Below are 21,918 nucleotides of genomic sequence, written 5' to 3'. Positions count from 1 at the left end.
CCTGAGACGACGCGGCGCACCCTAAAGTGCGCCGCGCTTTTTGAGAGAAGTGAGACCTGATCTTGTCGGTTGTCGATCACAACGCCATTGAGTTGCCTCGGATTTCCGAGGCCGAGGTGGGCGACTACATCGCGCTCCTGAAGCCGCGCGTGATGTCGCTGGTGGTCTTCACCGCGCTGGTCGGGTTGATGATCGCGCCGGTTCACGTCCACCCGGTGCTGGCGTTCACGTCGATCCTCTGCATCGCGGTCGGCGCTGGCGCCTCCGGCGCGCTCAACATGGCCTATGAGGGCGACATCGACGCCCTGATGACACGGACCGCCAACCGGCCGATCCCGCGCGGCCGCATCACGCCGCCGGAGGCAGCGGCGTTCGGCATCACGCTCGCCTTCTTCTCGGTGATGACGCTCGGCATCCTGGTCAACTGGGTGGCGGGCGCGCTGCTCGCCTTCACGATCTTCTTCTATGCCGTGATCTACACGATGTGGCTGAAGCGCTGGACCGCGCAGAACATCGTGATCGGAGGCGCTGCCGGCGCGCTGCCGCCGGTGGTGGCGTGGGCCGCGGCGACCGGCTCGCTGTCGGTGGAGCCGATCCTCCTGTTCCTGATCATCTTCTTCTGGACGCCGCCGCATTTCTGGGCGCTGGCGCTGTTCCGCAGCGACGACTACGCGCGTGCCGGCATCCCGATGCTGCCCGTCGTCGCCGGTCCCGATGCGACGCGGCTGCAGATCCTGCTCTACACCATCGTGCTGGTCGCGATCGCGCTGGCGCCGTGGCCGCTCGGCTATTTCGACTGGATCTACGGCATCACGTCGCTGGTGTTCGGCGCCGGCATGCTGTGGCTCGCGATCCAGGTCTATCGCCGCCGCGAGGGCGTTGCGGCCAATCGCGCCACGCGACGGCTGTTCGCTTTCTCCATCCTTTATCTGTTCGCGCTGTTCGCCGTCCTCCTGGCAGAGGTTGTCGTCCGCGCGATCGCGCCTATCGTCTTTGGGTAGGGGCGCCAAGGGGCGAGATGGGGGCGCATGGGTTACAAATGGACGAGAAGCAGGAACCAGAAGGAATCGTCCTCACCGAGGCGCAGCTCAAGAGCCGCCGCCAGCGCTCGATCGCCACGGCGCTCGCGCTCGGCGTGCTCGTTCTGCTGTTCTTCGCTGTCACCCTCGTCAAGGGGCCAGCCGTGCTGGTGCGGCCGCTGTGAGTGAGATGGCGAACCAGCCGACCAACCAGGATCCGCAGGGCCGGGATCTGCGGGACGATGGCGCCAAGGTCACGCGGCGCGTGCTGACGCGCGACGCGATGGTCGCTTCGATCTGCGGCGTCATCGTGGTGCTGATGGTCGGCGCGTCCTACGCCGCGGTGCCGTTCTACAACTGGTTCTGCCGCACCACGGGCTTCAACGGCACCACCCAGGTCGCAACCTCGGCCCCGACGGCCGCGCCGCTCGACCGCACCATCACGGTCAGCTTCGATTCCAACGTCGCGCCGGGCCTGCCCTGGAAGTTCGAGCCGGAGCAGAACAACATCGACGTCAAGATCGGCCAGGTCGTCACCGTCTACTACACCGTGACCAACCAGTCGGCGCGGACCACCACCGGACAGGCTGCCTACAACGTCGCGCCGCTGACGGTCGGCGCCTACTTCCAGAAGATCAACTGCTTCTGCTTCACCGAGCAGACCATGGCACCGGGCGAAAAGCGCGAGATGGCCGTGGTGTTCTACGTCGATCCGGCACTGGCAAAAGACAGCGAGAACGACACGCTGAAATCGATCACCCTGTCCTACACTTTCTTCCCCGTGCGCGATCCGGCGCCGAAGCCCGTCGCGGCGGGCGAGGCGGAGCAGCGCAAGGGCGGCTAGCGATTTTTGGAATTTGAGACGAATACGTGCCTGACGGCACGCGAATGGAGAGACTGCAATGGCTGAGGCGCAAGTCAAGCATCACGACTATCATCTCGTCGACCCGAGCCCGTGGCCGGTGGTCGGCTCGATCTCGGCCTTCATCATGGCGTTCGGCGCGATCGGCTGGATGCATCACATGTACTCGGCCGCTCCGATCGTGTTCGGCGTCGGCACCGTCGGCGTGCTCTACACGATGGCGAGCTGGTGGGGCGACGTGATCAAGGAAGCCCAATACAAGGGCGACCACACCCGCGTGGTGCAGATCAGCCACCGCTACGGCATGATCCTGTTCATCGCCTCCGAGGTGATGTTCTTCGTCGCCTGGTTCTGGGCGTTCTTCAACTCCGCGCTGTTCCCGGCCGATGCGGTGCATGCCACCCGCGACGCGGTGTTCGGCTGCGGTCCCGGCACCGCGATGGGCGCCTGCAATGTGCCTGGCACCTGGCCGCCGAAGGGCATCGAGACCTTCGACCCCTGGCATCTGCCGCTGCTCAACACGCTCTTGCTGCTGACCTCGGGCACGACGGTCACCTGGGCGCACCACGCGCTGCTCGAGAACGACCGCCAGGGCCTCAAGCAGGGCCTGATCCTGACCGTGATCCTCGGCGCCTGCTTCACCTGCGTGCAGGCCTATGAGTACGCACACGCGACGTTCTCCTTCGCTGGCAACGTCTATGGCGCGACTTTCTTCATGGCGACCGGGTTCCACGGTTTCCACGTGCTGGTCGGCACCATCTTCCTGCTGGTCTGTCTGTTCCGCGCCTATGCCGGTCACTTCACGCCGAAGCAGCATCTCGGCTTCGAGTTCGCCGCCTGGTACTGGCACTTCGTCGACGTGGTGTGGCTGTTCCTGTTCATATGCATCTACGTCTGGGGCCACGGTGCCGAGACCATGGCCCACGGCGCGCACTAACCGCACGTCCCATGTGCTAAAGAGGGGGCGGCCGGACTGGCCGCCCTTTTGCTTTCAAGAGCATGGTCTGGAAAATCAAGGACCGGTTTTCCCTCGCGACAAACGCGGAACGTTTGCGCGGAGATCATGCTCCAACAAGGAGATGAGATCATGATGCGGTTCCCTGCAATCGTATCATGATCGAAGAGAACCGATGACGGATACACCACCCACCGTGACCGAGAGCGCCTTGCGCGGCATCGCCTGCAAATGTCCGCGCTGCGGCAAGGGCAAGCTCTACTCAGGTTTCCTCACGCTCGCGCCGCGCTGCGAGAATTGCGGCCTCGACTACGCCTTCATCGATTCCGGCGACGGCCCGGCGATCTTCATCATCATGCTGGCGGGTGCGATCGTGGTCGCGGCCGCGCTGATCGTCGAGGTGAAGTACCAGCCACCGTTCTGGGTGCATGCGGCGCTGTGGCTGCCGCTGATCGTCGTCACCACGATCTTGCCGCTGCGGTCGATGAAGTCGCTGCTGATCGCGCTGCAATTCCATCACAAGGCCGCCGAAGGCCAGTTGATCCGCCGCGACCCGTCATGAGCAGTACAGCTATTCGCCGGCCCAGCGCCGCCGGCTTCGGCATCTTCACGCTGATCCTGATCGTGGTCTTTGTCGGTCTCGGCATCTGGCAATTGCAGCGCCGGGTCGAGAAGCATGCCCTGATCGCGCAGCTCGACGCCCGGCTTGCGGCGGCGCCGGAGGCGCTGCCGCAGCCGTCGGTGTGGCCCACACTGACCTCGGCGAAGGACGAGTTCCGTCGCGTCATCTTCACCGCAACCTATACGACACTGCCGGACGCGATGGTCTACGGCTCCGGCTCCGCCGTGCGCGCCGATATCAGCGGGCCCGGCACCTGGGTGTTCCTTCCGGCGAAGCTGCCGAGCGGCGAGACCGTCGTGGTCAATGGCGGCTTCGTGCAGAACACGATGCAGGATCGTTCTTTCGAGGATCGCGTCGTCGGCCGTCTCGTCACCGGTCAGCCGGTCACACTCACCGGTTACATCCGCTTTCCCGAGCGTCCCGGCCGGCTGACGCCGGCGGAAAACGTGCCGAAGCGGCTGTGGTTCGTGCGCGATCATCGCGGGATGGCCCAGGCGCTGGGCTGGGGCGAGGTGGCGCCGTTCTACATCGACCTGGAAGCGCCGGTACCGGACAGCGGCACGCCGAAGCCGGGTCCGCTGCAGGTGCATCTCAGGGATGACCACATGCAGTACGCCATCACCTGGTTCTCGCTGGCCGCGGCCGTCCTGATCGCGTTCGGCGCGTGGTGGCGCGGCCAGCGGCGCAGGGGCGCTTGACGGCAGGCGGCACGAAGCGAGCGCGTCGCCGCTCCAGGCGACGCGCCTGCTATCCGCCTATCGCGGGCCATGCTCAGTGTCCGACATGGACGGCGCCGCCGAGCTTGACCTTGCGCAGCGTCAGCGCGAGCGGCACGGCCGAGAGCGAGATCAGCATCAGCACCCAGAACGCGTCCATGTAGGACAGGAACGACGCCTGGGTCTGCACCTGCTGGCCGATCCACTGGATCGCCTGGTCGTGCGCTTGCACCAGCGAGCTGCCCTGACCGACGAAGAAGCTGGTGATCTGATGCAGCGTGTCCTGATATTGCGGGCTGGACGGCGTCACCTGCTCGACCAGCCGGCTCTGGTGGAACTGCTCGCGATGCGTCAGCACGTTGGAGACGATGGAGACGCCGATCGAGCCGCCGGTGTTGCGCGCCGCGTTGATCAGGGCGGAGGCCTGGTCGGTCTTGGCAGGCGGAATGCCGTCATAGGAGGCCGCCATGATCGGCACGAAGATCAAGGGCAGGCCGACCCCGAGCAGCATGCGCGAGCGCGCCATGAACCAGAAGCCGAGATCGCCATACACGTTGGTCATGCCGTACATGGAGGCCGCGATGACCAGTGCACCGGCGACGATCAGGTATTTCGGCTGCACCTTGGCGGCGAGGCGGCCGACGGCGAACATCATCAGCATGGTGACGACGCCGCCCGGCGACAGCACGAGGCCGGCCCAGGTCGCGGTGTAGCCGAAATCCTGCTGCACCAGTTGCGGCAGGAACTGGGTGGTCGCGAGCAGGATGGCGCCGGTCGCCAGCATCACCAGGAAGCAGGCGCCGAACTGGCGGCTTGCCACCATTCGCAGATCGATCATCGGATTGGGGCGGGTCATCTCCCACGGGATCATCAGCACGAATGCTGCGCCACAGATGACCGCTGAGGTGACGATGAAGGGGGAGGCGAACCAGTCGTACTCCAGGCCGCGGTCGAGCACCACCTCGAGTGCGCCGAGGAAGGTCGCGACCAGCGCGAAGCCGATGAAATCGAACGTGTTGTCCTGCCGCTCCTTTGCCTGCTTGGCCGGCTCGTGCAGCACCGCCGCGATCAGGGCGATCGCAAAGGCGCCGACCGGGGCGTTGATCAGGAAGCACCAGTGCCAGGAGAGATTGTCGGACAGCCAGCCGCCGAGCGTCGGCCCGACCACCGGCGCGACCACCACCGCAATGCCGAACACCGCAAAGGCTTGGCCACGTTTCGCTGGCGGAAACGCATCGGCCAAGATCGACTGTGCAACCGGCACCATGCCGCCGCCGCCGAGGCCCTGCAGAATGCGGAACAGCAACAGCGCGTTCAGGCTCGGCGCGAACCCGCACAGGATCGAGCTCACGGTGAAGATTCCGAGGCAGATCAGGAAGAACGTCTTGCGTCCCAGCATCCGCGCAAGAAAGCTGGAGGCAGTCAGGATGATGGCGTTGGCGACCAGATAGGTCGTGACCACCCACGAGGCTTCGTCCTCGCTCACGCCCATGCCGCCCGCGATGTAAGGCAGCGCCACATTGGCGATGGTGGTGTCGAGCACTTCCATGAAGCTGGCGAGCGCAACCACGATGGCAATCAGCCAGGGATTGGCGCTCGGAGCAGGGACACTTCTGGCGTCGATCGCAGCGGCACTCATGGCAGCCTCCCCAGGCGCTCGAGCAGCGACGGCGAGGAATCGATGCGCACCGTCGGGACCACGGACATGCCCGGGCCGAGGGCCAAGTCGGTCGGTGGGTTGTCCATCACGATCTTGACTGGCACGCGCTGCACGATCTTGACGTAGTTGCCGGTGGCGTTCTGCGCCGGCAGCAGCGAGAACGCGGTGCCGGACCCGGGCTGCACGCTCGCGACATGGCCGTTGATCGTGCGTCCCGGATAGGCGTCGATCTTCAGCGTCACCTTCTCGCCGGGCCGCATCCGGTCGAGCTGGATCTCCTTGAAGTTCGCGGTGACCCAGATTTCGTCAGGCACGAACATGGTGAGGTTGGTGCCGGTCTGCGCGAACTGGCCGACGGCGGCCGTGAGGTTGGCGACACGACCCGGCTGGGCCGCCGTCACCGTCGTGTAGGACAGGTTGAGTTGCGCCTGGTCGCGCTGGGCCTCGGCCTGCGCGAGGTTCGCAACCGCGCTCTTGCGCTGCGCCTTGAGCGCCTCGACCTGGCGTTGCGCCAGGTTGAGCGTCGCCTTCGCGCTGAGCAGCGCGGACTGCTGCTGATGCAGTTGCGAGGTGTACTGCTCGGAGTTCTGAACGGTGCCGTAGCCGGTCTGCTCCAGGTGCTGATAGCGCGTCGCCTGCTGCCGGGCGAACACCAGCGCCGCCTGGCTCTGGTCCACCTGCGCCTGGTTGGCGGCGATCTGGGCCTGCTGCACATCGAGCTGCGCGTCGATGTTCTCGATGCTGGCGCGCGCCGCCGCGACCTGGGCCTCGGCCTGCGCGAGCGCGACGCGGTAGTCGCGGTCGTCGAGGCGGGCGATCACCTGTCCGGCGGCGACGTGCTCGTTGTCGGTCACCGGAACTGCGGTGATGTATCCGGACACTTTCGGGGCGATCGCGGACTGCCGCGCCGCGATGAAGGCGTCGTCGGTTGATTCGAAATGCCTCGAATAGTCCATGTAGAGATAGCCGCCGCCGATCGCCGCGGCGAGCAACACGGCGCCGATCGCGGAGACCACGGGGCGGCGGCGCAGGACATTGTCCCGGCGCGCCTTGCCGCTGGCCTGCGGCTGGGCCGTCTCGGGCTGAGGCGCCTTGCCGGCCGGGCCTTCATTCGGGGCGGGAGCGCGCGCCGCGGGCTCCGGCTGGTGGGATTTGACGCTGGGCTCAGGCGAGGTCGCGGCGGAAGGCGGGCTTTCGACATCCTCGAGCGCTGGTGCGCCTCGTTCCAAAACACTGTCTTCGAACATGATCGCTGCTCCTGCGGCCGGCGAGGTCCGCAAGGCGGGCCTCGCTTAAAGGAACGGAACCGTTCCGTTCTGTGCGACAGATAGTCCCATCTCGCAGGTGCGTCAATAGGAACGGAACTGTACCGTTCTATTTACAAGCAGATGTGATATGGCTAGATTGACCCGCAACGCTGCCCTGTCGGCGGCATCGAACCCGGTACGATCGCGATGAACACCCGCACTCTGAAGAAGACACCGTCATCGAGGCCCAAGCGCGCCGAGGTGCGCCTGGGTCGGCCGCCGAAGGAGCTGATCGGAGAGGTTGACGAGCGCATCCTCGATGCCGCCCGCATGGTCTTTCTGCAGCGCGGGTTCGAGGGCGCGAGCATCGACGAGATCGCCGAGGTCGCCCGCTCCGGCAAGCGCACGATCTATGCGCGCTTCGCGGACAAGCGGGCGCTCTTCACCGAAGTGGTGACGCGGGACATCCTTGTGCGTATCGCCGAGTACAAGGTCGAGGCGCCGACCGGCGCCACCGTCGAGGAGCGCCTCACGAGCGCTGCGTCCACCATGCTGCACTGGGGTCTCGATACCGAGAGGATCGGACTGATGCGGCTCGCCATCGCGGAGGCGCGCCGCTTCCCGGATCTGGCTGCCACAGTCAACCGAAGGGCGCGCGAGCTCAGCACCGAGCTGGGGGTTCACCTCCTGCGCAACCTGACGCAGTCGGACGAACTCGGGACGTTGCCGGCCTTCGCGCCGGAGCACCTTGCGACCACGGCGCGGCTGTTCCTCGATCTCGTCGCGGTGCCGATGCTGCTCAGGGCGCTGTATGAGGTGGACCTCAAGGTGCTTGACCCGGAGATCGACGCGCACGTGGCGCGCGCGGTTGCGTTCTTTCTCGCGGCCTGCCGCAACGGATGGGTCGAGGCTCACGCGCGATAAATACCGTCATCTCGACACAGTGAAGCGAGGCCGCATGCCGCGCGAGGTCGATCATCCCGGCGCGCGCTCGACGGCGTGACGCAGCCAGACCATCCCGCCCTCGAGCGTTTCGCAGTGGGTCAGCCGCAGCGACTGCCCGGCGCCCGGGCGATCGCCGTCCGGCCCGTGATAGTCGACGATGCTTTGCGTGCCGGCCACGCCGTCGACGGCCGGGTGGATCAGCGTGCTGAACTCGTCGATCAGCCCATGCTTGAGGAAGGCGCCGTTGATGCCGCCGCCACCTTCCAGCAGCAGCGTCTTGGCGCCGAACAGGTCCGCAAGCTGCGCCATCGCGCCGGTCAGGTCATCGCCCTTCGGTCCGGCAAAGATGTAGGACACGCCGTCCTCGCGCAGTTCGGCGAGATGGGCATCGGAGACCTGCTCGCCCAGCACCGCAACGGCGTGATCGCCGCCGACATTGTCTTTCCCGAAATGCACACGGCCCGACGGATCGATGCCGACCGCGAGCTTGCGGCCGTTGCGGTTAGCGACATGCGCCTCGCGCGGCAGCTTCGGCGCATCGGCGATCTGCCGCTCGGATCCCTTGGCCATCTCGCTCATGGTGACGCGGCCGATGATCCATCCGTCGGCATCGAAGTCGTCGTGGATCCGTTCATAGTGGGAGCGCAGCACTTCGGCGGAGATGCCCGCGGCCGGCTTGGTGAAGCGGCTCGGATGAAGCTTGCCGTCGATGGACGTGCCCATATGGCAGATGATGTGGGGTCGCATGAGTGTACTCTTCAGTGGAACGTTGCAATGACGAGCCGCTGTCGCGGATTGGGGGCCACGGTCTCATCTAGAGGGCCGCTGGTCTATTCTCAACTTCACTAACGGGGCGGTGCTTCAACCTTGCGGCGCAGTGCTTTACGTCCTCAAAATCCGCCACGCCGCTTTCCTCTCGAACGTGCGCGCCAGATCCCGGCGAGGACACACTTGCGGCGTGATCGCGTGATATATCCTTAGCAAACACGTACTTCTTCAACCTGCCAGCCTCGCGCATTGAGGACGCCCAGCAAGTCATTCCTGCAAGGAGGACGGAACTGGTTTCGCTCAGGACCCCGCTGACGTTCCTCGTGATCTCGCTGGGCGCTATTGCCGCGGTGTGGTGGTGGCTGGGTATACCAGCCAACTTGGCGTACGCACCGATCGATCCAAATCATAAAGTACAATGCATCTCATACGCTCCCTTCCGTAACAATCAGACGTCGCTTTCGTCGGCGACGCAGGTGTCGCGGGAGCAGATCGCGGAAGATCTCGCCCAGCTTGCGAAGATAACCGACTGCATCCGTACCTATGCGACCGATCTTGGTCTCGATCAAATTCCCGAGCTTGCGGCCGAGGCGGGGCTGAAAGTCATTCAGGGCATTTTTCTTGATAGGGACCGGCAGAAGAATTCAACTCAGATATCAACGGGGATACGTCTCGCCAGGAAATATCCGGAAACCATCATCGCGCTCGTGGTCGGCAACGAGGTCTTGTTGCGTAAAGAAATGACAGCTTCCGACCTCGCCGCCACGATCCGCTCGATCAAGGCGCAGGTCGCTGTGCCCGTCACCTATGCCGACGTTTGGGAGTTCTGGCTGAGCAATCGCGAACTTTACGACGCCGTCGATTTCGTCACGATTCACATCCTGCCATATTGGGAAAATGTTCCAGTCCGGGCGGAATTTGCTGCCGCTCACGCTGACACGATTCGCCGGCAGATAGCGTCGGTTTTTCCGGGCAAGGAAATCGTGATCGGAGAAATCGGCTGGCCGAGCGAGGGGCGAATGCGCGAGTCAGCTCTACCGTCGCGCATCAATCAGGCGCGGGTGGTCTCGGAGGTCCTCGACCTTGCTCGGCGCGAGCATTTCCGCGTCAATCTGTTCGAGGCCTATGATGAATCGTGGAAGCGAGAGATCGAGGGTACGATCGGCGGATCTTGGGGCTTGTTCGATTCCGAGCAGCGCAGGCTGAAATATCCGCCCGGCGTCCCCATCAGCAACTTTCCGCTCTGGAAGCTGCAAATGTGCAGCGGAATGGCGCTTGCGATCCTGGTATTCGCTGCGGCGTGGCCGACTTTACGGCGCAAGCCCAGGGAGTCCGGGTTCGTCTTGTGGTTTGCGGTGGGAATATCGGCGACCACAGCCGGAATCCTGTTTGGGGTAGCCGCTCAAAAAATGTTCTATGAGAGTTACGGAGCGGGTGGCTGGCTTCTGTGGGGCTCACTTCTGGCGGCGGCGACTGCTTCGCCGGTGCTTGGCGCCAACGCCCTTATGTCGGGTCGCGCATCCCCCAGCTTTTTGGAATTGTTGGGTCCGAAGGGCTACCAGACTGAATCGGCGCTGGCGACCATGCACGGATTGGTCTTGATCGTAACCTGCGTGATCGGTACGGCGACCGCAGTCGGTCTTGTGTTTGACCCGCGCTTCATTGATTTTCCTTTTGCGGCTCTCACCATGGCGGCGGTGCCTTTTGCGGCTACGACGCTGCTCAATCCTCCCAAGAAAGGAATCCGCCTTATGGCGGAATCGCTATTCGCGGGCATTTTTTTTGTAGCGGCGATCTATATAGGGTTCAACGAAGGGCCGGCCAACTGGCAGTCGCTGTGGACTTGCGCGGCCTTCATGCTGCTTGCGGTTACGCTGTGGCGGGCGCGTGCCTGAGAATGGCAAAACGGTCCGATGATGGCCGAGCCGGACAACTTGCTGCCTTGCCCCCGGAACACGCTCAATCCCCCTGCCTGGAAAAAAACAGTCCACCCCAAACCAAATGCGCGAGCAAATACACAAACCTAAGAAGGTAACTACGCCTTGTGCATCGCAGAGCTGGGGAGTTCTGTTATGGCTAAACCTCCGATGCCTGCTTCAGCCGCTGACCGAGCCGCGTGGCGAGCGGATGCCATGTTCATGCAGGCGATAGAGCATATCAACCGAATTTACGACACGCGTATTCTTTACGTCTACGGGCTCGGGCTTGTTGCGACCGCTGTTTCAGATTTGTTCAACCACTTTTTGCATTTGAGGCCCGCCCCCGTGCCCGAGAAGGATACAGGGGAAATGGTATTCAAGGCCGTGGGGTTATTGGAAAAGCTTCCGGAGGTTGGGGAGGTCCTTGCAATACCCCTGGAGGTCGCCGAAGGGGCCTACGATCTGGCCAAGAAAATCTCTCCCAATTCGTCGTCTCCAGCTGCGGATATCGAGCTCGATGAGACCTTGAAGCACGAGGAGATGGCCATCCCGCTATTCCAGCGAATTCTATGGAAGCGCTGGGACTTAGAGCAGCAGAAGTCCGATGCAATTGACCAGTTTAACGCAGCTATGATCGAGAAATCGCAGGACAGCAAATTCTCTGGAACGCCACTCCTTTTGGCGAAGGAGATGTTCGGGGAAGCACCTGCGAAGCTGAATAGAGATGCAATCTATAAACTGTTTCTGCAGGAGCGAGATCGAGTATTCAAAAACGTTATCATGCAATACGTCAAAAAGTACGTGTCGATATTTCGAACAGAGAAGCAGTTTAGGCCAAGCGGGCCCACCAACGAGATGGTGTATTACAGTCTCCGAGGGGGATTAAATGATGCCCAATGGCGATTTATCTACAGCCGATTTGGTAAGCAACCCGATCTGAAAGTGAAATTGGCGATCCTCGTCCGTATGTACGGTTTGTCGCTCCCAACATCCAAAGTTTCAAAAGATGCTTACAATTTTAGCCCTGCTCCCGACCCGATCCTCACCGACCTGAGTGATCTTTGGAAGCTATGGGGTGCCAAGCTCGTTGTTTGGCAACAGACTTGGTATGGCTCAAACTCAGTTTCGGAGTGGTAGAAACAAAATCAGTTCGCGGCATTGTCGGGGCCGATGACCGGGATGGCAGCAAACCCGACGTGCGCCAGTCGTCAATTCCTCGCGCGATCTGACCAGTCGCCCACCTGTACAGTTTCAGCACCTACCGACCTCCCTGCATGGGTCTGCGGACAATGGCGATGTCCGGAAAGCTGTTCCATGCATCCGACTGATGCTCGCCTGTTTAGGCGCGCCCATGCCACTGAGTTGCCCGACGGCGCAAGTGTCCGTCGCAAAAATATTTCTGTTTTTCAGAATAGCAACTCAGTGTATGAATCGCCCGTCTCACCCGCTTGAGGGGCGCTTCGCGATCGTCACGAGTGTTGGGTCGAGATGCGGTGGACGCCGATGTCGCGGCTGACGAGCGTGGCAGATGGCGGACGGTGAAGTCGTGCAGGCCTGACGCCCTAGTGGCAGGTGTCTCATCAGCAGGAGGCCAAGCCTCTCGCCGATGACGGTGACAACAAAGCCCAGTCTCGCCGGGGAGAGCACGTATAAGCCGTAAACCATCGCGCAGGGAAAGCCGGAGTGTTTTCCGGTTTCACCTGTGGTCCTACCTCCCGAGCTTTCCATTTGCTCGGGACCCATGGGTGCGATCGGCACCCGGCTTTCCCTGCGCCCTCTGATCCTCAGAGTGGCGAAGATGGCACCAAACCTCGGACGCATCGCGCCGCGAGAATGCGAGCGTATGACTCACAAGCGGTGCGACACACTCGATGTCGTCCTGGCGAAAGCCAGGACCCATTACCCCAAATGCTCACTGTTGAGCGACGCTGGGGCCACGTTCCCGTTCACAATCAAATGCGATGGTTATGGGTCTGGCTTTCGCCGGGACGACAGCGGTGGATGTGGTGCAACGTCGGCTCAGGCCTTCGCCGGAACGACGAGGCGGAGAGAGCCATCCCCGCATGCCGCGGCCGCAGGGCCGTTTGAGCGGCGCCCGGAGGCATCGTTCGGGCTACCCTTTGTCAGTCCGATCTTCTATGGTGCCCGCTCGGTTCGCAGGCGGCGAACATGATAATTCCATGATATCAAAGGCTTATGGCTCGGATAAAAGCCTTTGGAGGGCAGTTTGACGCGGTATATTTCGACTAGGGGCGAAGCCCCGAGTTTAGGCTTCTGCGATGTGATGCTGACCGGGCTCGCCCGGGACGGCGGGCTTTACGTGCCCGAGACCTGGCCGCAGCTCACAACCGAGACCATCGCCGCCTTCTTCGGCAGGCCCTATTGGGAGGTCGCGGTCGAAATCATCCGTCCGTTTGCCGCCGGCGAGATTTCGGATGCCGATCTCGGCCGCATGGCGAACGAGGCTTACGCCACCTTCCGCCACCCCGCGGTGGTGCCGCTTGACCAGATCGGGCCGAACCATTTCCTGCTCGAGCTGTTCCACGGACCGACGCTGGCGTTCAAGGACGTCGCGATGCAGCTGATCTCGCGGCTGATGGATCACGTGCTCGCCAAGCGCGCGGAGCGCACCACCATCGTGGTCGCGACCTCGGGCGACACCGGCGGCGCCGCCGTCGAGGCATTTGCCGGTCTCGACAATGTCGACCTCGTCGTGCTGTTCCCGAACGGGCGCATCTCCGACGTGCAGCGGCGCATGATGACGACGACGGGCGCCGCCAACGTGCACGCGCTCGCGATCGAGGGCACCTTCGACGATTGCCAGGCGATCGTGAAGGCGATGTTCAACAATCACCGCTTCCGCGACGCGGTGGCGCTGTCGGGCGTCAATTCGATCAACTGGGCGCGCATCGTGGCGCAGGTGGTCTACTACTTCACCTCGGCGGTCGCGCTCGGCTCGCCGCAGCGTACGGTCGACTTCACCGTGCCGACCGGCAATTTCGGCGACATCTTCGCCGGCTATGTGGCGAAGCGGATGGGACTGCCGATCCGCTGGCTGCGCATCGCCGCCAACGTCAACGACATCCTGCCGCGCACGCTGAAGACGGGCAATTATGAGGTGCGCGAGGTTCACGCCACGACGTCGCCGTCGATGGACATCCAGGTGTCCTCGAATTTCGAGCGGCTGCTGTTCGAGGCGAGCGGCCGCGACGCCGACAGCGTTCGGCGCCTGATGGCCTCGCTCAAGCAGTCCGGCCGTTTCGTGCTGCCGGATGCGACGCTTGCCGCCGTGCGCCGCGATTTCGACGCGGGCCGCGCCGACGAAACCGAGACGGCGGCGGCGATCCGCGCCGCCTGGCGCGAGGCGGGCGATCTGGTCGATCCCCACACCGCGGTCGCGCTTGCGGTCGCCGACCGCGACACCTCGGACTCGAATATCCCGAACATCGTGCTGTCGACCGCGCATGCGGCGAAATTCCCCGACGCGGTCGAGGCCGCCTGTGGGGTGCGCCCGCATCTGCCGGCCTGGCTCGGCGGCCTGATGACCAAACCCGAACAGATGACTGTCATGAAGAACGATGCCGCCGAGGTCGAGCGCTTCGTGCTGTCGGTCAGCCGTGCCGCCAAGCAGGGAGCTATCGGATGAGCGTTGAAGTCACCAAACTTCCGAGCGGCCTGACCATCGTCACCGACACCATGCCGCATCTGGAAACCGCCTCGCTCGGCGTGTGGGCCGGCGTCGGCGGTCGCGACGAGAAGCCGAACGAGCACGGCATCTCGCATCTGCTCGAGCACATGGCGTTCAAGGGCACCGCACGGCGCTCCTCGCGCGAGATCGTCGAGGAGATCGAGGCGGTCGGTGGCGACCTCAATGCCGGGACCTCGACCGAGACCACCGCCTATTATGCGAGGGTGATGAAGGCCGACGTGCCGCTGGCGCTCGACGTGCTCGCCGACATTCTCGCCAACCCGTCCTTCGTGCCTGATGAGCTCGAGCGCGAGAAGAGCGTGATCGTGCAGGAGATCGGTGCGGCGCAGGATACGCCCGACGATGTCGTGTTCGAGCACCTCAACGAGCTCTGCTATCCGGACCAGCCGATGGGCCGCTCGCTGCTCGGAACCGCCAAGACGCTGAAGAGCTTCAACCGCGACATGCTGCGCGGCTATCTCTCCACGCATTACCGCGCGCCCGACATGGTGGTGGCCGCCGCCGGCGCCGTCGACCACAAGCGCATCGTCGAGGACGTCGCGCAGAAGTTCGCCGGCTTCGACGCCACGCCGGCACCGAAGCCGCAGGCGGCGATGTTCGGCAAGGGCGGATCGCGCGTGGTGCATCGCGAGCTCGAGCAGGCACATCTGACGCTGGCGCTCGAGGGCGTGCCGCAGACCGACCTGTCGCTGTTCTCGCTGCAGGTGTTCACCAACGTGTTGGGCGGCGGGATGTCGTCGCGGCTGTTCCAGGAGGTACGTGAGAAGCGCGGGCTGTGCTACTCGATCTATACGTTCCACGCGCCCTACACCGACACCGGCTTCTTCGGCCTCTACACCGGGACCGATCCCGCCGACGCGCCTGAAATGATGGAGGTCGTCGTCGACGTCATCAACGACGCCGTGGAGACGTTGACCGAGGCCGAGGTGGCGCGCGCCAAGGCGCAGATGAAGGCCGGCCTGCTGATGGCGCTGGAAAGCTGCTCGGCCCGGGCCGAACAATTGGCCCGCCATGTGCTGGCCTATGGCCGGCCGCAGACCGTAGAGGAGCTGGTGACGCGGATCGATGCCGTCAGCGTCGAATCGACCCGCAACGCGGCCCGCGCGCTGCTGTCGCGCAGCCGCCCTGCGGTTGTTGCATTGGGCAGCGGCAGGGGTCTGGACACGGCGGTATCTTTCGCGGAAGGATTGACGAAGTCGAAGGCAAAGACGCTGCTACATTAGGGATTCGGTCCACTTCGCTCCGCTCTTGCGGGGAGAGGTCGAAGCCGAAGGCTTCGGGTGAGGAGGGTCCATCCGCAAATTGCGTCTGCGGAGATGGCCCCTCAGCCCAACCCTCTCCCCGCAAGAGCGGGGCGAGGGAGAAGAGGTGGTCCGGCGGGGGAGTATTGGGCCATGGCCCTGTTTCGTTTGCCATCCAGCGGGCCGGCCGCGCTGATGCCGCGCGGCCACGGGCTGCTGCTGCGGGCGCCGCAGATGTCGGATTTCCCGCAATGGGCGCAATTGCGGGAATTCAGCCGGGCCTATCTGACGCCCTGGGAGCCGATCTGGCCCTCCGACGATCTGACCCGTTCGGGCTTTCGCCGCCGGCTGCGCCGCTACGCCGAGGACATCGCCGCCGACCGCTCCTACCCGTTCATCATCTTCCGCGAATCGGACGGGGTGATGATCGGCGGCATCACGCTTGCCAATGTCCGCCGCGGCATCGTCCAGGCCGGGACTATCGGCTATTGGGTCGGCCAGCCCTATGCGCACCGCGGCTACATGACCACCGCGCTGCGGGTGCTGCTGCCGTCGCTGTTCGGCGAGCTCAACCTGCACCGCATCGAGGCGGCCTGCATCCCCTCCAACGCGCCGTCGATCCGGGTGCTGGAGAAGTGCGGCTTCACCCGCGAGGGCCTGGCGCGGCGCTATCTGTGCATCAACGGGATCTGGCAGGACCACCTGCTGTTCGGCCTGCTGCACGAGGATTTCCGCGGTTGATATCAGCCTTTTGGCTGATGCCGCGGCCGTCCCGGCGCCTCTCAAGATGCCTTGGGTTCGCCGCCATTGCCTTGCTATAACGCCGCGCAACAGGAACCCCGGTTGGAGGCATTGAGGATATCGATGGGTGACAGGGTGATCAGGCTCGCGATCGCGGCGGCGGTATCGATTGGTCTCGGTGTAACCCTGCTGCCCCCGGCGTCGTCGGCGCAGTCCCTGAGCGACCGCTTCAAGAGCCTGTTCGGCGGCGGCTCGTCGGACTCCAAGCCGGCCACGCCTGCCGCACCGCCCGCGCTCAATGAAAACGATGCCGAACTGACCTGCCCGCCGGTCCAGATTCGCTCAGGCGCCTCCACCTATGCGGTGGCCGCGCCCGGCAAGCAGCCGATTGGCAACGACATCAAGTTCCTGGCCTCGATCTCGCGCATGGCGCGGCAGTGCAGCCTGGACAATGGTCAGATCACCGCGAAGATCGGCATCCAGGGGCGGGTGATCGTCGGACCTTCGGGCGCGCCGCCGACCGTCGAGGTGCCGCTGCGCGTCGCCGTGGTGCAAGGCGGCGTCGGCGAGAAGACGATCATGACCAAGGCTTACACGACCACGGTCCAGATCGACGAGACCGGCAGCGTGCCGTTCAGCCTGGTTGCGGAGGATGTCGTCTATCCGGCGCCGTCGCCTGCGGACAACGACAACTACGTCTTCTATATCGGCTTCGACCCGCAGGCCTTGAAGCCGGAGCCCAAGCGGCGCGGCCACAAGAAGAGGTAATGCGCCGCGGCCGAGAGCTGATCGCGCAAACAAAAAAGCCGGCGCGATCATCTCGCGCCGGCTGTTTGTCGTGAATCGGGGCGGCTTCAGTTCAGCTTGGAGCGGACTTCCGCGATGCCCTTGCTGACGAGGTCGTCGGCGACCGAGCCCTTGACCGACTGCGACAGGATGGTCGAGGCGGCGGTGACCGCAGCGTTCGCTGCGGCGGCGCGGACATCGGCCAGGGCCTGAGCCTCGGCCTGGGCGATCTTGTTCTCGGCGGTCTTGGTCCGCCGCGCAACAAAATCTTCCATCTTGGTCTTGGCCTCGGCCGCGATTCGCTCGGCTTCGGCCTTGGCGCTGGAGATTATCTCCTCGGCCTCGCGCTCCGCGCTGGTCCGGCGGGCCTTGTACTCGCCGAGCAGCTTGGCGGCCTCCTCCTTCAGACGGCGGGCGTCTTCGAGCTCGGCCTTGATGCGTTCGGCGCGGTGGTCGAGCGCCGTCAGCAGTGTGCGATGGACACCGAAATAGCCGAACACGATCATCATGATGACGAACGCGACCGCAACCCAGGTTTCCGGTTCGTAGAGCATCGGTCTATCCCTTCAGCGAAGCGTCGACGGCGCTGTTGACCGCATTCGCGTCCGGCGTCATGCCGGCCAGCCGCTGGACGATGGCGCCTGCCGCATCCGCCGCAATCCCGCGGACGTTGCTCATGGCGCTCGCCCGGGTCGCCGCGATCTGCTTCTCGGCGTCGGCAAGCTTCACCGCCAGTTTGCCTTCCAGCGCCTTGCGTTCGGCTTCGGAGGCCGCGTTCAGCTTTTCGCGGGTCTCGTTGCCGATCGCCTGCGCGCGGGCGCGAGCGTTGGCCAGTTCGCTCTCATAGGCCTTCAGCGCAGCGTCGGACTCGTCCTTCAGCTTCTGCGCCGCGGCCAGGTCGCCCTCGATCTTGTTCTGGCGTGCATCGATCGTCCCGCCGACGCGCGGCAGGGCGATACGCGACACGATCAGATAGAGCGCGACGAATGCGATCGCCAGCGACACCAACTGCGAGGGGAAATTGGAGGTATCGAAGGGCGGAAAAGCTCCGCCGTGATGTCCGCCATCGGCCTCGGTGTGGGCGCCGGCATTCTGGCCTTTTGCCTCGCCATGACTCTCAGCCATGGTGTTCTCCTGTAGCTGTCATGCGCGCCGCCCGAAGGCGGCGCGAAGGGGTGCCGCTCAGAGCGGAACGAACAGCAGAAGCAGCGCGATCAGCAGCGAGAAGATGCCGAGCGCTTCGGTCACGGCGAAGCCGAAGATCAGGTTGCCGAACTGGCCCTGCGCGGCCGACGGGTTGCGGACAGCAGCGGCGAGGTAGTTGCCGAAGATGATGCCCACACCGACGCCCGCACCGCCCATGCCGATGCACGCGATGCCCGCGCCGATAAGTTTAGCTGCTGCCGGTTCCATTTGTAGCTCCTTGAGGAAAGATAGACAGATTGGTGGGTGGAGATTCCCCGGACCGCTTAGTGTCCCGGATGAATGGCGTCGTTGAGGTAGATGACGGTCAGGATCGCGAACACGTAGGCCTGCAGGAACGCGACCAGGATTTCGAGGGCGTACAGCGCAATCGTGAGTGCGAGCGGCAGCACGCCGCCGACCCAGCCGAGCGCGCCCAGCGAGAAGCCGAGCATCGCGACGAAGCCCGCGAACACCTTCAACGCGATGTGGCCGGCCAGCATGTTGGCGAACAGTCGCACGCTGTGCGAGACCGGCCGCAGGAAGAACGACAGGACCTCGATGAATATGACCAGCGGCAGGATGTAGATCGGGATGCCGGAGGGAACGAAGATCTTGAAGAATTTCAGGCCGTTCTTGTAGAGGCCGTAGATCAGGACCGTGAGGAACACCATGATCGCCAGCGCAAAGGTGACGATCAGGTGGCTCGCGACCGTGAAGCTGTAGGGGATGATGCCGACCAGGTTCGAGACGCAGAGGAACATGAAGATCGAGAAGATCAGCGGGAAGAACTTCATGCCTTCCGCGCCGGCATTGCCGCGGATGGTCGAGGCGACGAATTCGTAGGAAATTTCGGCTATCGACTGCAGCCGTCCCGGAACCATCTCGCGGCCGGTTGCCAGCATCAGCAGCACGGTCAAGAGAACCGCGATGAACATAAAGAGGGACGAATTGGTGAAGGCGATCGCGTGATTGCCGATGTGGCCGAGCGTGAAGAGGGGCTCGATGTTGAACTGATGGATCGGGTCGATTTTCATCCGCGCGGCTCTTGGTCCACCGGCCATCCTGCCGGTTATCGAATTTCAAATGTCATGACTTCCCGCCAGCGCTCAACGCTTGCCCGAGGCCACGCCCGCAGACCTCACCACGTTGACCACGCCGGCGACGAAGCCGAGCAGCATGAACACGATGAAGCCGAATGGCGATGTCGACAGCCAATGGTCGATTCCCCAGCCAATCGCCGCCCCGACGACAACGCCCGCGATCAGCTCCGAGGAAAGACGAAAACCGAGCGCCATCGCCGAAGCTCTGGCCGCACTGTCCCCGCCTTCAGTACCGGATTGATCAGTCTTGCTCTTCCGGCTGTCACGAATTTCAGACAACCGTTGATCGAGACTTCCGAGCCTTGCGGAAAGCGCAGCTTCGTCGGGAGGCGATTGATCGCGATTTCCATTTGCGCCGTGGTTAGTGTTCTCAGCCATGCTGCAAACACTAACCGATGCCGCGGATGATGGAAATTGCGCCCGTCCCCGTCAAAAGCCGCGCGGACCATACTTACCGCGTCTAATCAAGTCAAGATTGCGTCGTCACGGGTTATTGCTTTGATTTCACTGGATTTATTGGAAGATATTCACGGTCAGAGTGACGCAGTGATCGCAGCGCAACAGCTTGTATGCAATGAAACGATCTTGTGCCGGTTTCGCCGCTCTGTTGGGATGGCCGAAACTCTCCTCCTCGTTCGCAGCCGGGAATCCGCATGCCACGCCAGATCGACTACTACTTCTCGCTGCAATCGCCGTGGGCCTATATCGGCCATCGGCCGTTCGTTGAGCTCGTAAGTGCCTATAATCTCAAGGTAAATTATCGGCCAGTCTTGCTGATCGACCTGTTCTCGGAGACCGGCGGGCTGCCGCTCGCCCAGCGCCATCCGGTACGCCAGCGCTACCGGATGATCGAGCTGCAGCGCTGGCGCGACAAGCGCGGGCTGAATTTCCATCTGCAGCCGGCGAACTGGCCGTTCAATCCACGCCTGGCCGATGGCGTCGTGATCGCGGCGCTCGAAGTTGGCCTTGATCCCCAACCTTATCTGCAGAGGGCCTATCCCGCCGTCTGGGAGCTCCAGCTCAATCTTGCCGATCCTGCGACTCTGGTGAAACTCGCCGATGATGCCGGCCTGCCCGGCCAACAGCTCGTGGAGCGTGCCGGCACGGAGGCGATCAGCGCGGCCTATGAGCAGAATCGGCAGGATGCGCTGAGCGCCGATGTCTTCGGCTCGCCGGGCTATGTGCTCGACGGCGAAGTGTTCTGGGGGCAGGACCGGATCGAATTGCTCGAAGACGCGTTGAAGTCAGGCCGCAGGCCCTATAGCTCAAACGTTGAGGCATGATCCGCAAGAATGGGCACCGGTTTTTCGAAAGGACCATGCCAAAGGACCGCAGGATCAGGTTGAGGCGGAGCAAGCCATGCCCATAGCGACGTCTTCCTGGAAATTATCCATCGCGATTGCGTCTGCCGCATTGCTCCTTGGCAGCGCGGCGGCTGCGCAGCCGGCTGCGGCGCCCGACACCGAGAACGGCCGCTACGCGCTGTCTCCGGCGGCTGACGGCTTCCTGCGGCTCGACACGCGCACCGGTGCGGTGTCGACCTGCACCAATTCCAGCGACGGCTGGGCCTGCTATGCGGTGCCGGACGAGCGCGCCGCGATGGATGCCGAAATCGGGCGGCTGCAGGCCGACAATGAGAAACTGAAGGCCGAGCTAGCGGCGCGCGAACCGACCACATCAGGCAAGACCGACGAGGCGTTGCCGAAGTCGGAGTCGCAGAAGGCGGAGCCGAAGACGGCCGAGGGCGAGCGCAAGATCGAGATTCCGCTGCCGAGCGATCGCGACATGGATCGCGTGATGTCGTTCCTGGAGCGCGCGTGGCGGAGGCTGATCGAGATGGCCAACCGCGTGCAGCGCGACGCCAACGGCGGCAAGATTTGACGTGCCGTCTTCGCGGCTTCGGGACGACGGATTGAAGGAGTGCCGATGACCCCCTCAAAAGTGGCCACGCGTTCGACGTCATCTGCCGTCGCCGCGACAAGCATCGTCTCGTCGCGTCTGACGGTCGAGACGTCGCGCCCGGGCTTCACGGATATTACGACGGAGGCGGCCAAATTCCTGCGCGAGGCGCACGCCGGCGAGGGCGCGTTGACGCTGTTCATCCGTCACACCTCGGCGTCGCTGACGATCCAGGAGAACGCCGATCCCACCGTGCTGACCGATCTGATGACGGCGCTTGATCGCGCCGCACCCGAAGACGGCGGCTGGCGTCACGACACCGAAGGTCCCGACGACATGCCGGCGCACATCAAGACCATGCTGACGGGTACCTCGCTGCAGATCCCCGTGCTCGATGGCGAGATGGCGCTCGGCACCTGGCAGGGTATCTATTTGATCGAGCACCGCGCGCGCCCGCACCGGCGCGAGATCGTCCTGCAGTTCATCGGCGCCACACGTGCATGATGCCGCCAGACCGCGACGCATCGCGCCGCAAATGACATCG

Annotated in this window: 24 protein-coding genes; 16 read left to right on the top strand and 8 right to left on the bottom strand. The window is 63.7% G+C overall.

Annotated elements, in window-relative coordinates; translation table 11 throughout:
* Positions 1-62 precede the first annotated feature (62 nt).
* The 6 genes from MTX23_RS31555 (at position 63) to MTX23_RS31530 (ending at position 4,156) form a co-directional block, all read left to right on the top strand.
* A complete protein-coding gene (locus MTX23_RS31555; protein ID WP_280973993.1) occupies positions 63-1,001 on the top strand; it encodes a heme o synthase in 939 nt (312 codons plus the stop codon).
* Positions 1,002-1,039: 38 nt separating this feature from the next.
* Complete coding sequence (locus MTX23_RS31550) at positions 1,040-1,204, top strand: CoxF protein (RefSeq protein WP_066512975.1); 165 nt, start codon at positions 1,040-1,042, stop codon at positions 1,202-1,204.
* 5 nt (positions 1,205-1,209) lie between these two features.
* A complete protein-coding gene (locus tag MTX23_RS31545; protein WP_280978284.1) occupies positions 1,210-1,863 on the top strand; it encodes a cytochrome c oxidase assembly protein in 654 nt (217 codons plus the stop codon).
* A 58-nt stretch (positions 1,864-1,921) separates the two neighbouring features.
* Complete coding sequence (locus MTX23_RS31540; protein WP_280973992.1) at positions 1,922-2,818, top strand: cytochrome c oxidase subunit 3; 897 nt, start codon at positions 1,922-1,924, stop codon at positions 2,816-2,818.
* A gap of 193 nt (positions 2,819-3,011) precedes the next feature.
* Positions 3,012-3,398: a DUF983 domain-containing protein gene (locus tag MTX23_RS31535; RefSeq protein WP_280973991.1), complete on the top strand. Its 387-nt coding sequence runs from the start codon at positions 3,012-3,014 to the stop codon at positions 3,396-3,398.
* The gene (locus tag MTX23_RS31530; protein WP_280973990.1) at positions 3,395-4,156 is read left to right on the top strand and encodes an SURF1 family cytochrome oxidase biogenesis protein; all 762 of its coding nucleotides are present in this window, start codon (positions 3,395-3,397) and stop codon (positions 4,154-4,156) included. The genes MTX23_RS31535 and MTX23_RS31530 overlap by 4 nt, the downstream gene beginning before the upstream one ends.
* A gap of 73 nt (positions 4,157-4,229) precedes the next feature.
* Here the strand turns inward: MTX23_RS31530 and MTX23_RS31525 are convergent, their stop codons facing one another.
* Positions 4,230-5,813, bottom strand: coding sequence for a DHA2 family efflux MFS transporter permease subunit (locus MTX23_RS31525; RefSeq protein WP_280973989.1), 1,584 nt, complete (start codon positions 5,811-5,813; stop codon positions 4,230-4,232).
* Positions 5,810-7,081 (bottom strand): HlyD family secretion protein, encoded by a 1,272-nt coding sequence (locus MTX23_RS31520; RefSeq protein WP_280973988.1) that lies wholly within the window; start codon positions 7,079-7,081, stop codon positions 5,810-5,812. Before MTX23_RS31520 ends, MTX23_RS31525 begins: the two co-directional genes overlap by 4 nt.
* Positions 7,082-7,288: 207 nt before the next feature.
* Between MTX23_RS31520 and MTX23_RS31515 the strand changes: the two genes are divergently transcribed.
* Positions 7,289-8,005, top strand: a complete 717-nt coding sequence (locus MTX23_RS31515) for a TetR/AcrR family transcriptional regulator (RefSeq protein ID WP_280973987.1) — start codon at positions 7,289-7,291, stop codon at positions 8,003-8,005.
* Between the two features lie 51 nt (positions 8,006-8,056).
* On the opposite strand, the gene MTX23_RS31510 is transcribed toward MTX23_RS31515, so the two are convergent.
* Positions 8,057-8,773: a RibD family protein gene (locus MTX23_RS31510; RefSeq protein ID WP_280973986.1), complete on the bottom strand. Its 717-nt coding sequence runs from the start codon at positions 8,771-8,773 to the stop codon at positions 8,057-8,059.
* Positions 8,774-9,126: 353 nt separating this feature from the next.
* Between MTX23_RS31510 and MTX23_RS31505 the strand changes: the two genes are divergently transcribed.
* The 6 genes from MTX23_RS31505 to MTX23_RS31480 all read left to right on the top strand — a co-directional run bounded on the left by MTX23_RS31505 (position 9,127) and on the right by MTX23_RS31480 (position 17,172).
* On the top strand, positions 9,127-10,689 hold the full coding sequence (locus MTX23_RS31505) for a glycosyl hydrolase family 17 protein (RefSeq protein ID WP_280978283.1): 1,563 nt from the start codon (positions 9,127-9,129) through the stop codon (positions 10,687-10,689).
* Positions 10,690-10,866: 177 nt separating this feature from the next.
* The gene (locus MTX23_RS31500; RefSeq protein WP_280973985.1) at positions 10,867-11,850 is read left to right on the top strand and encodes a hypothetical protein; all 984 of its coding nucleotides are present in this window, start codon (positions 10,867-10,869) and stop codon (positions 11,848-11,850) included.
* Between the two features lie 1,090 nt (positions 11,851-12,940).
* On the top strand, positions 12,941-14,359 hold the full coding sequence (gene thrC / locus MTX23_RS31495) for a threonine synthase (protein ID WP_280973984.1): 1,419 nt from the start codon (positions 12,941-12,943) through the stop codon (positions 14,357-14,359).
* Positions 14,356-15,645 carry a pitrilysin family protein gene (locus MTX23_RS31490; protein ID WP_280973983.1) on the top strand — a complete coding sequence of 430 codons (1,290 nt, stop codon included), beginning with the start codon at positions 14,356-14,358 and terminating at the stop codon, positions 15,643-15,645. The genes thrC and MTX23_RS31490 overlap by 4 nt, the downstream gene beginning before the upstream one ends.
* Positions 15,646-15,816: 171 nt before the next feature.
* Positions 15,817-16,404 (top strand): GNAT family protein, encoded by a 588-nt coding sequence (locus MTX23_RS31485; protein WP_280973982.1) that lies wholly within the window; start codon positions 15,817-15,819, stop codon positions 16,402-16,404.
* Between the two features lie 123 nt (positions 16,405-16,527).
* Entirely contained in the window at positions 16,528-17,172 is a 645-nt protein-coding gene (locus tag MTX23_RS31480; protein ID WP_280973981.1) for a hypothetical protein, read from the top strand.
* A gap of 86 nt (positions 17,173-17,258) precedes the next feature.
* On the opposite strand, the gene MTX23_RS31475 is transcribed toward MTX23_RS31480, so the two are convergent.
* The 5 genes from MTX23_RS31475 to MTX23_RS31455 all read right to left on the bottom strand — a co-directional run bounded on the left by MTX23_RS31475 (position 17,259) and on the right by MTX23_RS31455 (position 19,853).
* A complete protein-coding gene (locus tag MTX23_RS31475; protein ID WP_280973980.1) occupies positions 17,259-17,744 on the bottom strand; it encodes an ATP F0F1 synthase subunit B in 486 nt (161 codons plus the stop codon).
* A gap of 4 nt (positions 17,745-17,748) precedes the next feature.
* Positions 17,749-18,315, bottom strand: a complete 567-nt coding sequence (locus MTX23_RS31470; RefSeq protein WP_280973979.1) for a F0F1 ATP synthase subunit B — start codon at positions 18,313-18,315, stop codon at positions 17,749-17,751.
* A gap of 57 nt (positions 18,316-18,372) precedes the next feature.
* Positions 18,373-18,603, bottom strand: a complete 231-nt coding sequence (locus tag MTX23_RS31465) for a F0F1 ATP synthase subunit C (RefSeq protein WP_016847054.1) — start codon at positions 18,601-18,603, stop codon at positions 18,373-18,375.
* A gap of 56 nt (positions 18,604-18,659) precedes the next feature.
* On the bottom strand, positions 18,660-19,409 hold the full coding sequence (locus MTX23_RS31460) for a F0F1 ATP synthase subunit A (protein ID WP_280973977.1): 750 nt from the start codon (positions 19,407-19,409) through the stop codon (positions 18,660-18,662).
* 72 nt (positions 19,410-19,481) lie between these two features.
* Positions 19,482-19,853, bottom strand: a complete 372-nt coding sequence (locus MTX23_RS31455; protein ID WP_280973976.1) for an AtpZ/AtpI family protein — start codon at positions 19,851-19,853, stop codon at positions 19,482-19,484.
* Positions 19,854-20,128: 275 nt separating this feature from the next.
* Here MTX23_RS31455 and MTX23_RS31450 point away from each other — a divergent pair, with 275 nt between their 5' ends.
* The 3 genes from MTX23_RS31450 (at position 20,129) to MTX23_RS31440 (ending at position 21,878) form a co-directional block, all read left to right on the top strand.
* Entirely contained in the window at positions 20,129-20,758 is a 630-nt protein-coding gene (locus MTX23_RS31450; RefSeq protein WP_280973975.1) for a 2-hydroxychromene-2-carboxylate isomerase, read from the top strand.
* Between the two features lie 76 nt (positions 20,759-20,834).
* Complete coding sequence (locus tag MTX23_RS31445; protein ID WP_280973974.1) at positions 20,835-21,356, top strand: hypothetical protein; 522 nt, start codon at positions 20,835-20,837, stop codon at positions 21,354-21,356.
* A 45-nt stretch (positions 21,357-21,401) separates the two neighbouring features.
* Positions 21,402-21,878, top strand: a complete 477-nt coding sequence (locus tag MTX23_RS31440; protein WP_280973973.1) for a secondary thiamine-phosphate synthase enzyme YjbQ — start codon at positions 21,402-21,404, stop codon at positions 21,876-21,878.
* Positions 21,879-21,918 lie beyond the last annotated feature (40 nt).

The sequence above is a fragment of the Bradyrhizobium sp. ISRA436 genome, from assembly GCF_029910015.1.
GTDB lineage: Bacteria > Pseudomonadota > Alphaproteobacteria > Rhizobiales > Xanthobacteraceae > Bradyrhizobium.
This window is presented reverse-complemented; position numbering and strand designations above follow the sequence as displayed.

Excerpts from the sequence above, each read along its gene's own strand:
- MTX23_RS31550 (WP_066512975.1), top strand. The coding sequence starts at position 1,040 with ATGGACGAGAAGCAGGAACCAGAAGGAATCGTCCTCACCGAGGCGCAG.
- MTX23_RS31545 (WP_280978284.1), top strand. The coding sequence starts at position 1,210 with ATGGCGAACCAGCCGACCAACCAGGATCCGCAGGGCCGGGATCTGCGG.
- MTX23_RS31540 (WP_280973992.1), top strand. The coding sequence starts at position 1,922 with ATGGCTGAGGCGCAAGTCAAGCATCACGACTATCATCTCGTCGACCCG.
- MTX23_RS31535 (WP_280973991.1), top strand. The coding sequence starts at position 3,012 with ATGACGGATACACCACCCACCGTGACCGAGAGCGCCTTGCGCGGCATC.
- MTX23_RS31530 (WP_280973990.1), top strand. The coding sequence starts at position 3,395 with ATGAGCAGTACAGCTATTCGCCGGCCCAGCGCCGCCGGCTTCGGCATC.
- MTX23_RS31525 (WP_280973989.1), bottom strand. The coding sequence starts at position 5,813 with ATGAGTGCCGCTGCGATCGACGCCAGAAGTGTCCCTGCTCCGAGCGCC.
- MTX23_RS31520 (WP_280973988.1), bottom strand. The coding sequence starts at position 7,081 with ATGTTCGAAGACAGTGTTTTGGAACGAGGCGCACCAGCGCTCGAGGAT.
- MTX23_RS31515 (WP_280973987.1), top strand. The coding sequence starts at position 7,289 with ATGAACACCCGCACTCTGAAGAAGACACCGTCATCGAGGCCCAAGCGC.
- MTX23_RS31510 (WP_280973986.1), bottom strand. The coding sequence starts at position 8,773 with ATGCGACCCCACATCATCTGCCATATGGGCACGTCCATCGACGGCAAG.
- MTX23_RS31500 (WP_280973985.1), top strand. The coding sequence starts at position 10,867 with ATGGCTAAACCTCCGATGCCTGCTTCAGCCGCTGACCGAGCCGCGTGG.
- MTX23_RS31490 (WP_280973983.1), top strand. The coding sequence starts at position 14,356 with ATGAGCGTTGAAGTCACCAAACTTCCGAGCGGCCTGACCATCGTCACC.
- MTX23_RS31485 (WP_280973982.1), top strand. The coding sequence starts at position 15,817 with ATGGCCCTGTTTCGTTTGCCATCCAGCGGGCCGGCCGCGCTGATGCCG.
- MTX23_RS31480 (WP_280973981.1), top strand. The coding sequence starts at position 16,528 with ATGGGTGACAGGGTGATCAGGCTCGCGATCGCGGCGGCGGTATCGATT.
- MTX23_RS31475 (WP_280973980.1), bottom strand. The coding sequence starts at position 17,744 with ATGCTCTACGAACCGGAAACCTGGGTTGCGGTCGCGTTCGTCATCATG.
- MTX23_RS31470 (WP_280973979.1), bottom strand. The coding sequence starts at position 18,315 with ATGGCTGAGAGTCATGGCGAGGCAAAAGGCCAGAATGCCGGCGCCCAC.
- MTX23_RS31465 (WP_016847054.1), bottom strand. The coding sequence starts at position 18,603 with ATGGAACCGGCAGCAGCTAAACTTATCGGCGCGGGCATCGCGTGCATC.
- MTX23_RS31460 (WP_280973977.1), bottom strand. The coding sequence starts at position 19,409 with ATGAAAATCGACCCGATCCATCAGTTCAACATCGAGCCCCTCTTCACG.
- MTX23_RS31455 (WP_280973976.1), bottom strand. The coding sequence starts at position 19,853 with ATGGCTGAGAACACTAACCACGGCGCAAATGGAAATCGCGATCAATCG.
- MTX23_RS31450 (WP_280973975.1), top strand. The coding sequence starts at position 20,129 with ATGCCACGCCAGATCGACTACTACTTCTCGCTGCAATCGCCGTGGGCC.
- MTX23_RS31445 (WP_280973974.1), top strand. The coding sequence starts at position 20,835 with ATGCCCATAGCGACGTCTTCCTGGAAATTATCCATCGCGATTGCGTCT.
- MTX23_RS31440 (WP_280973973.1), top strand. The coding sequence starts at position 21,402 with ATGACCCCCTCAAAAGTGGCCACGCGTTCGACGTCATCTGCCGTCGCC.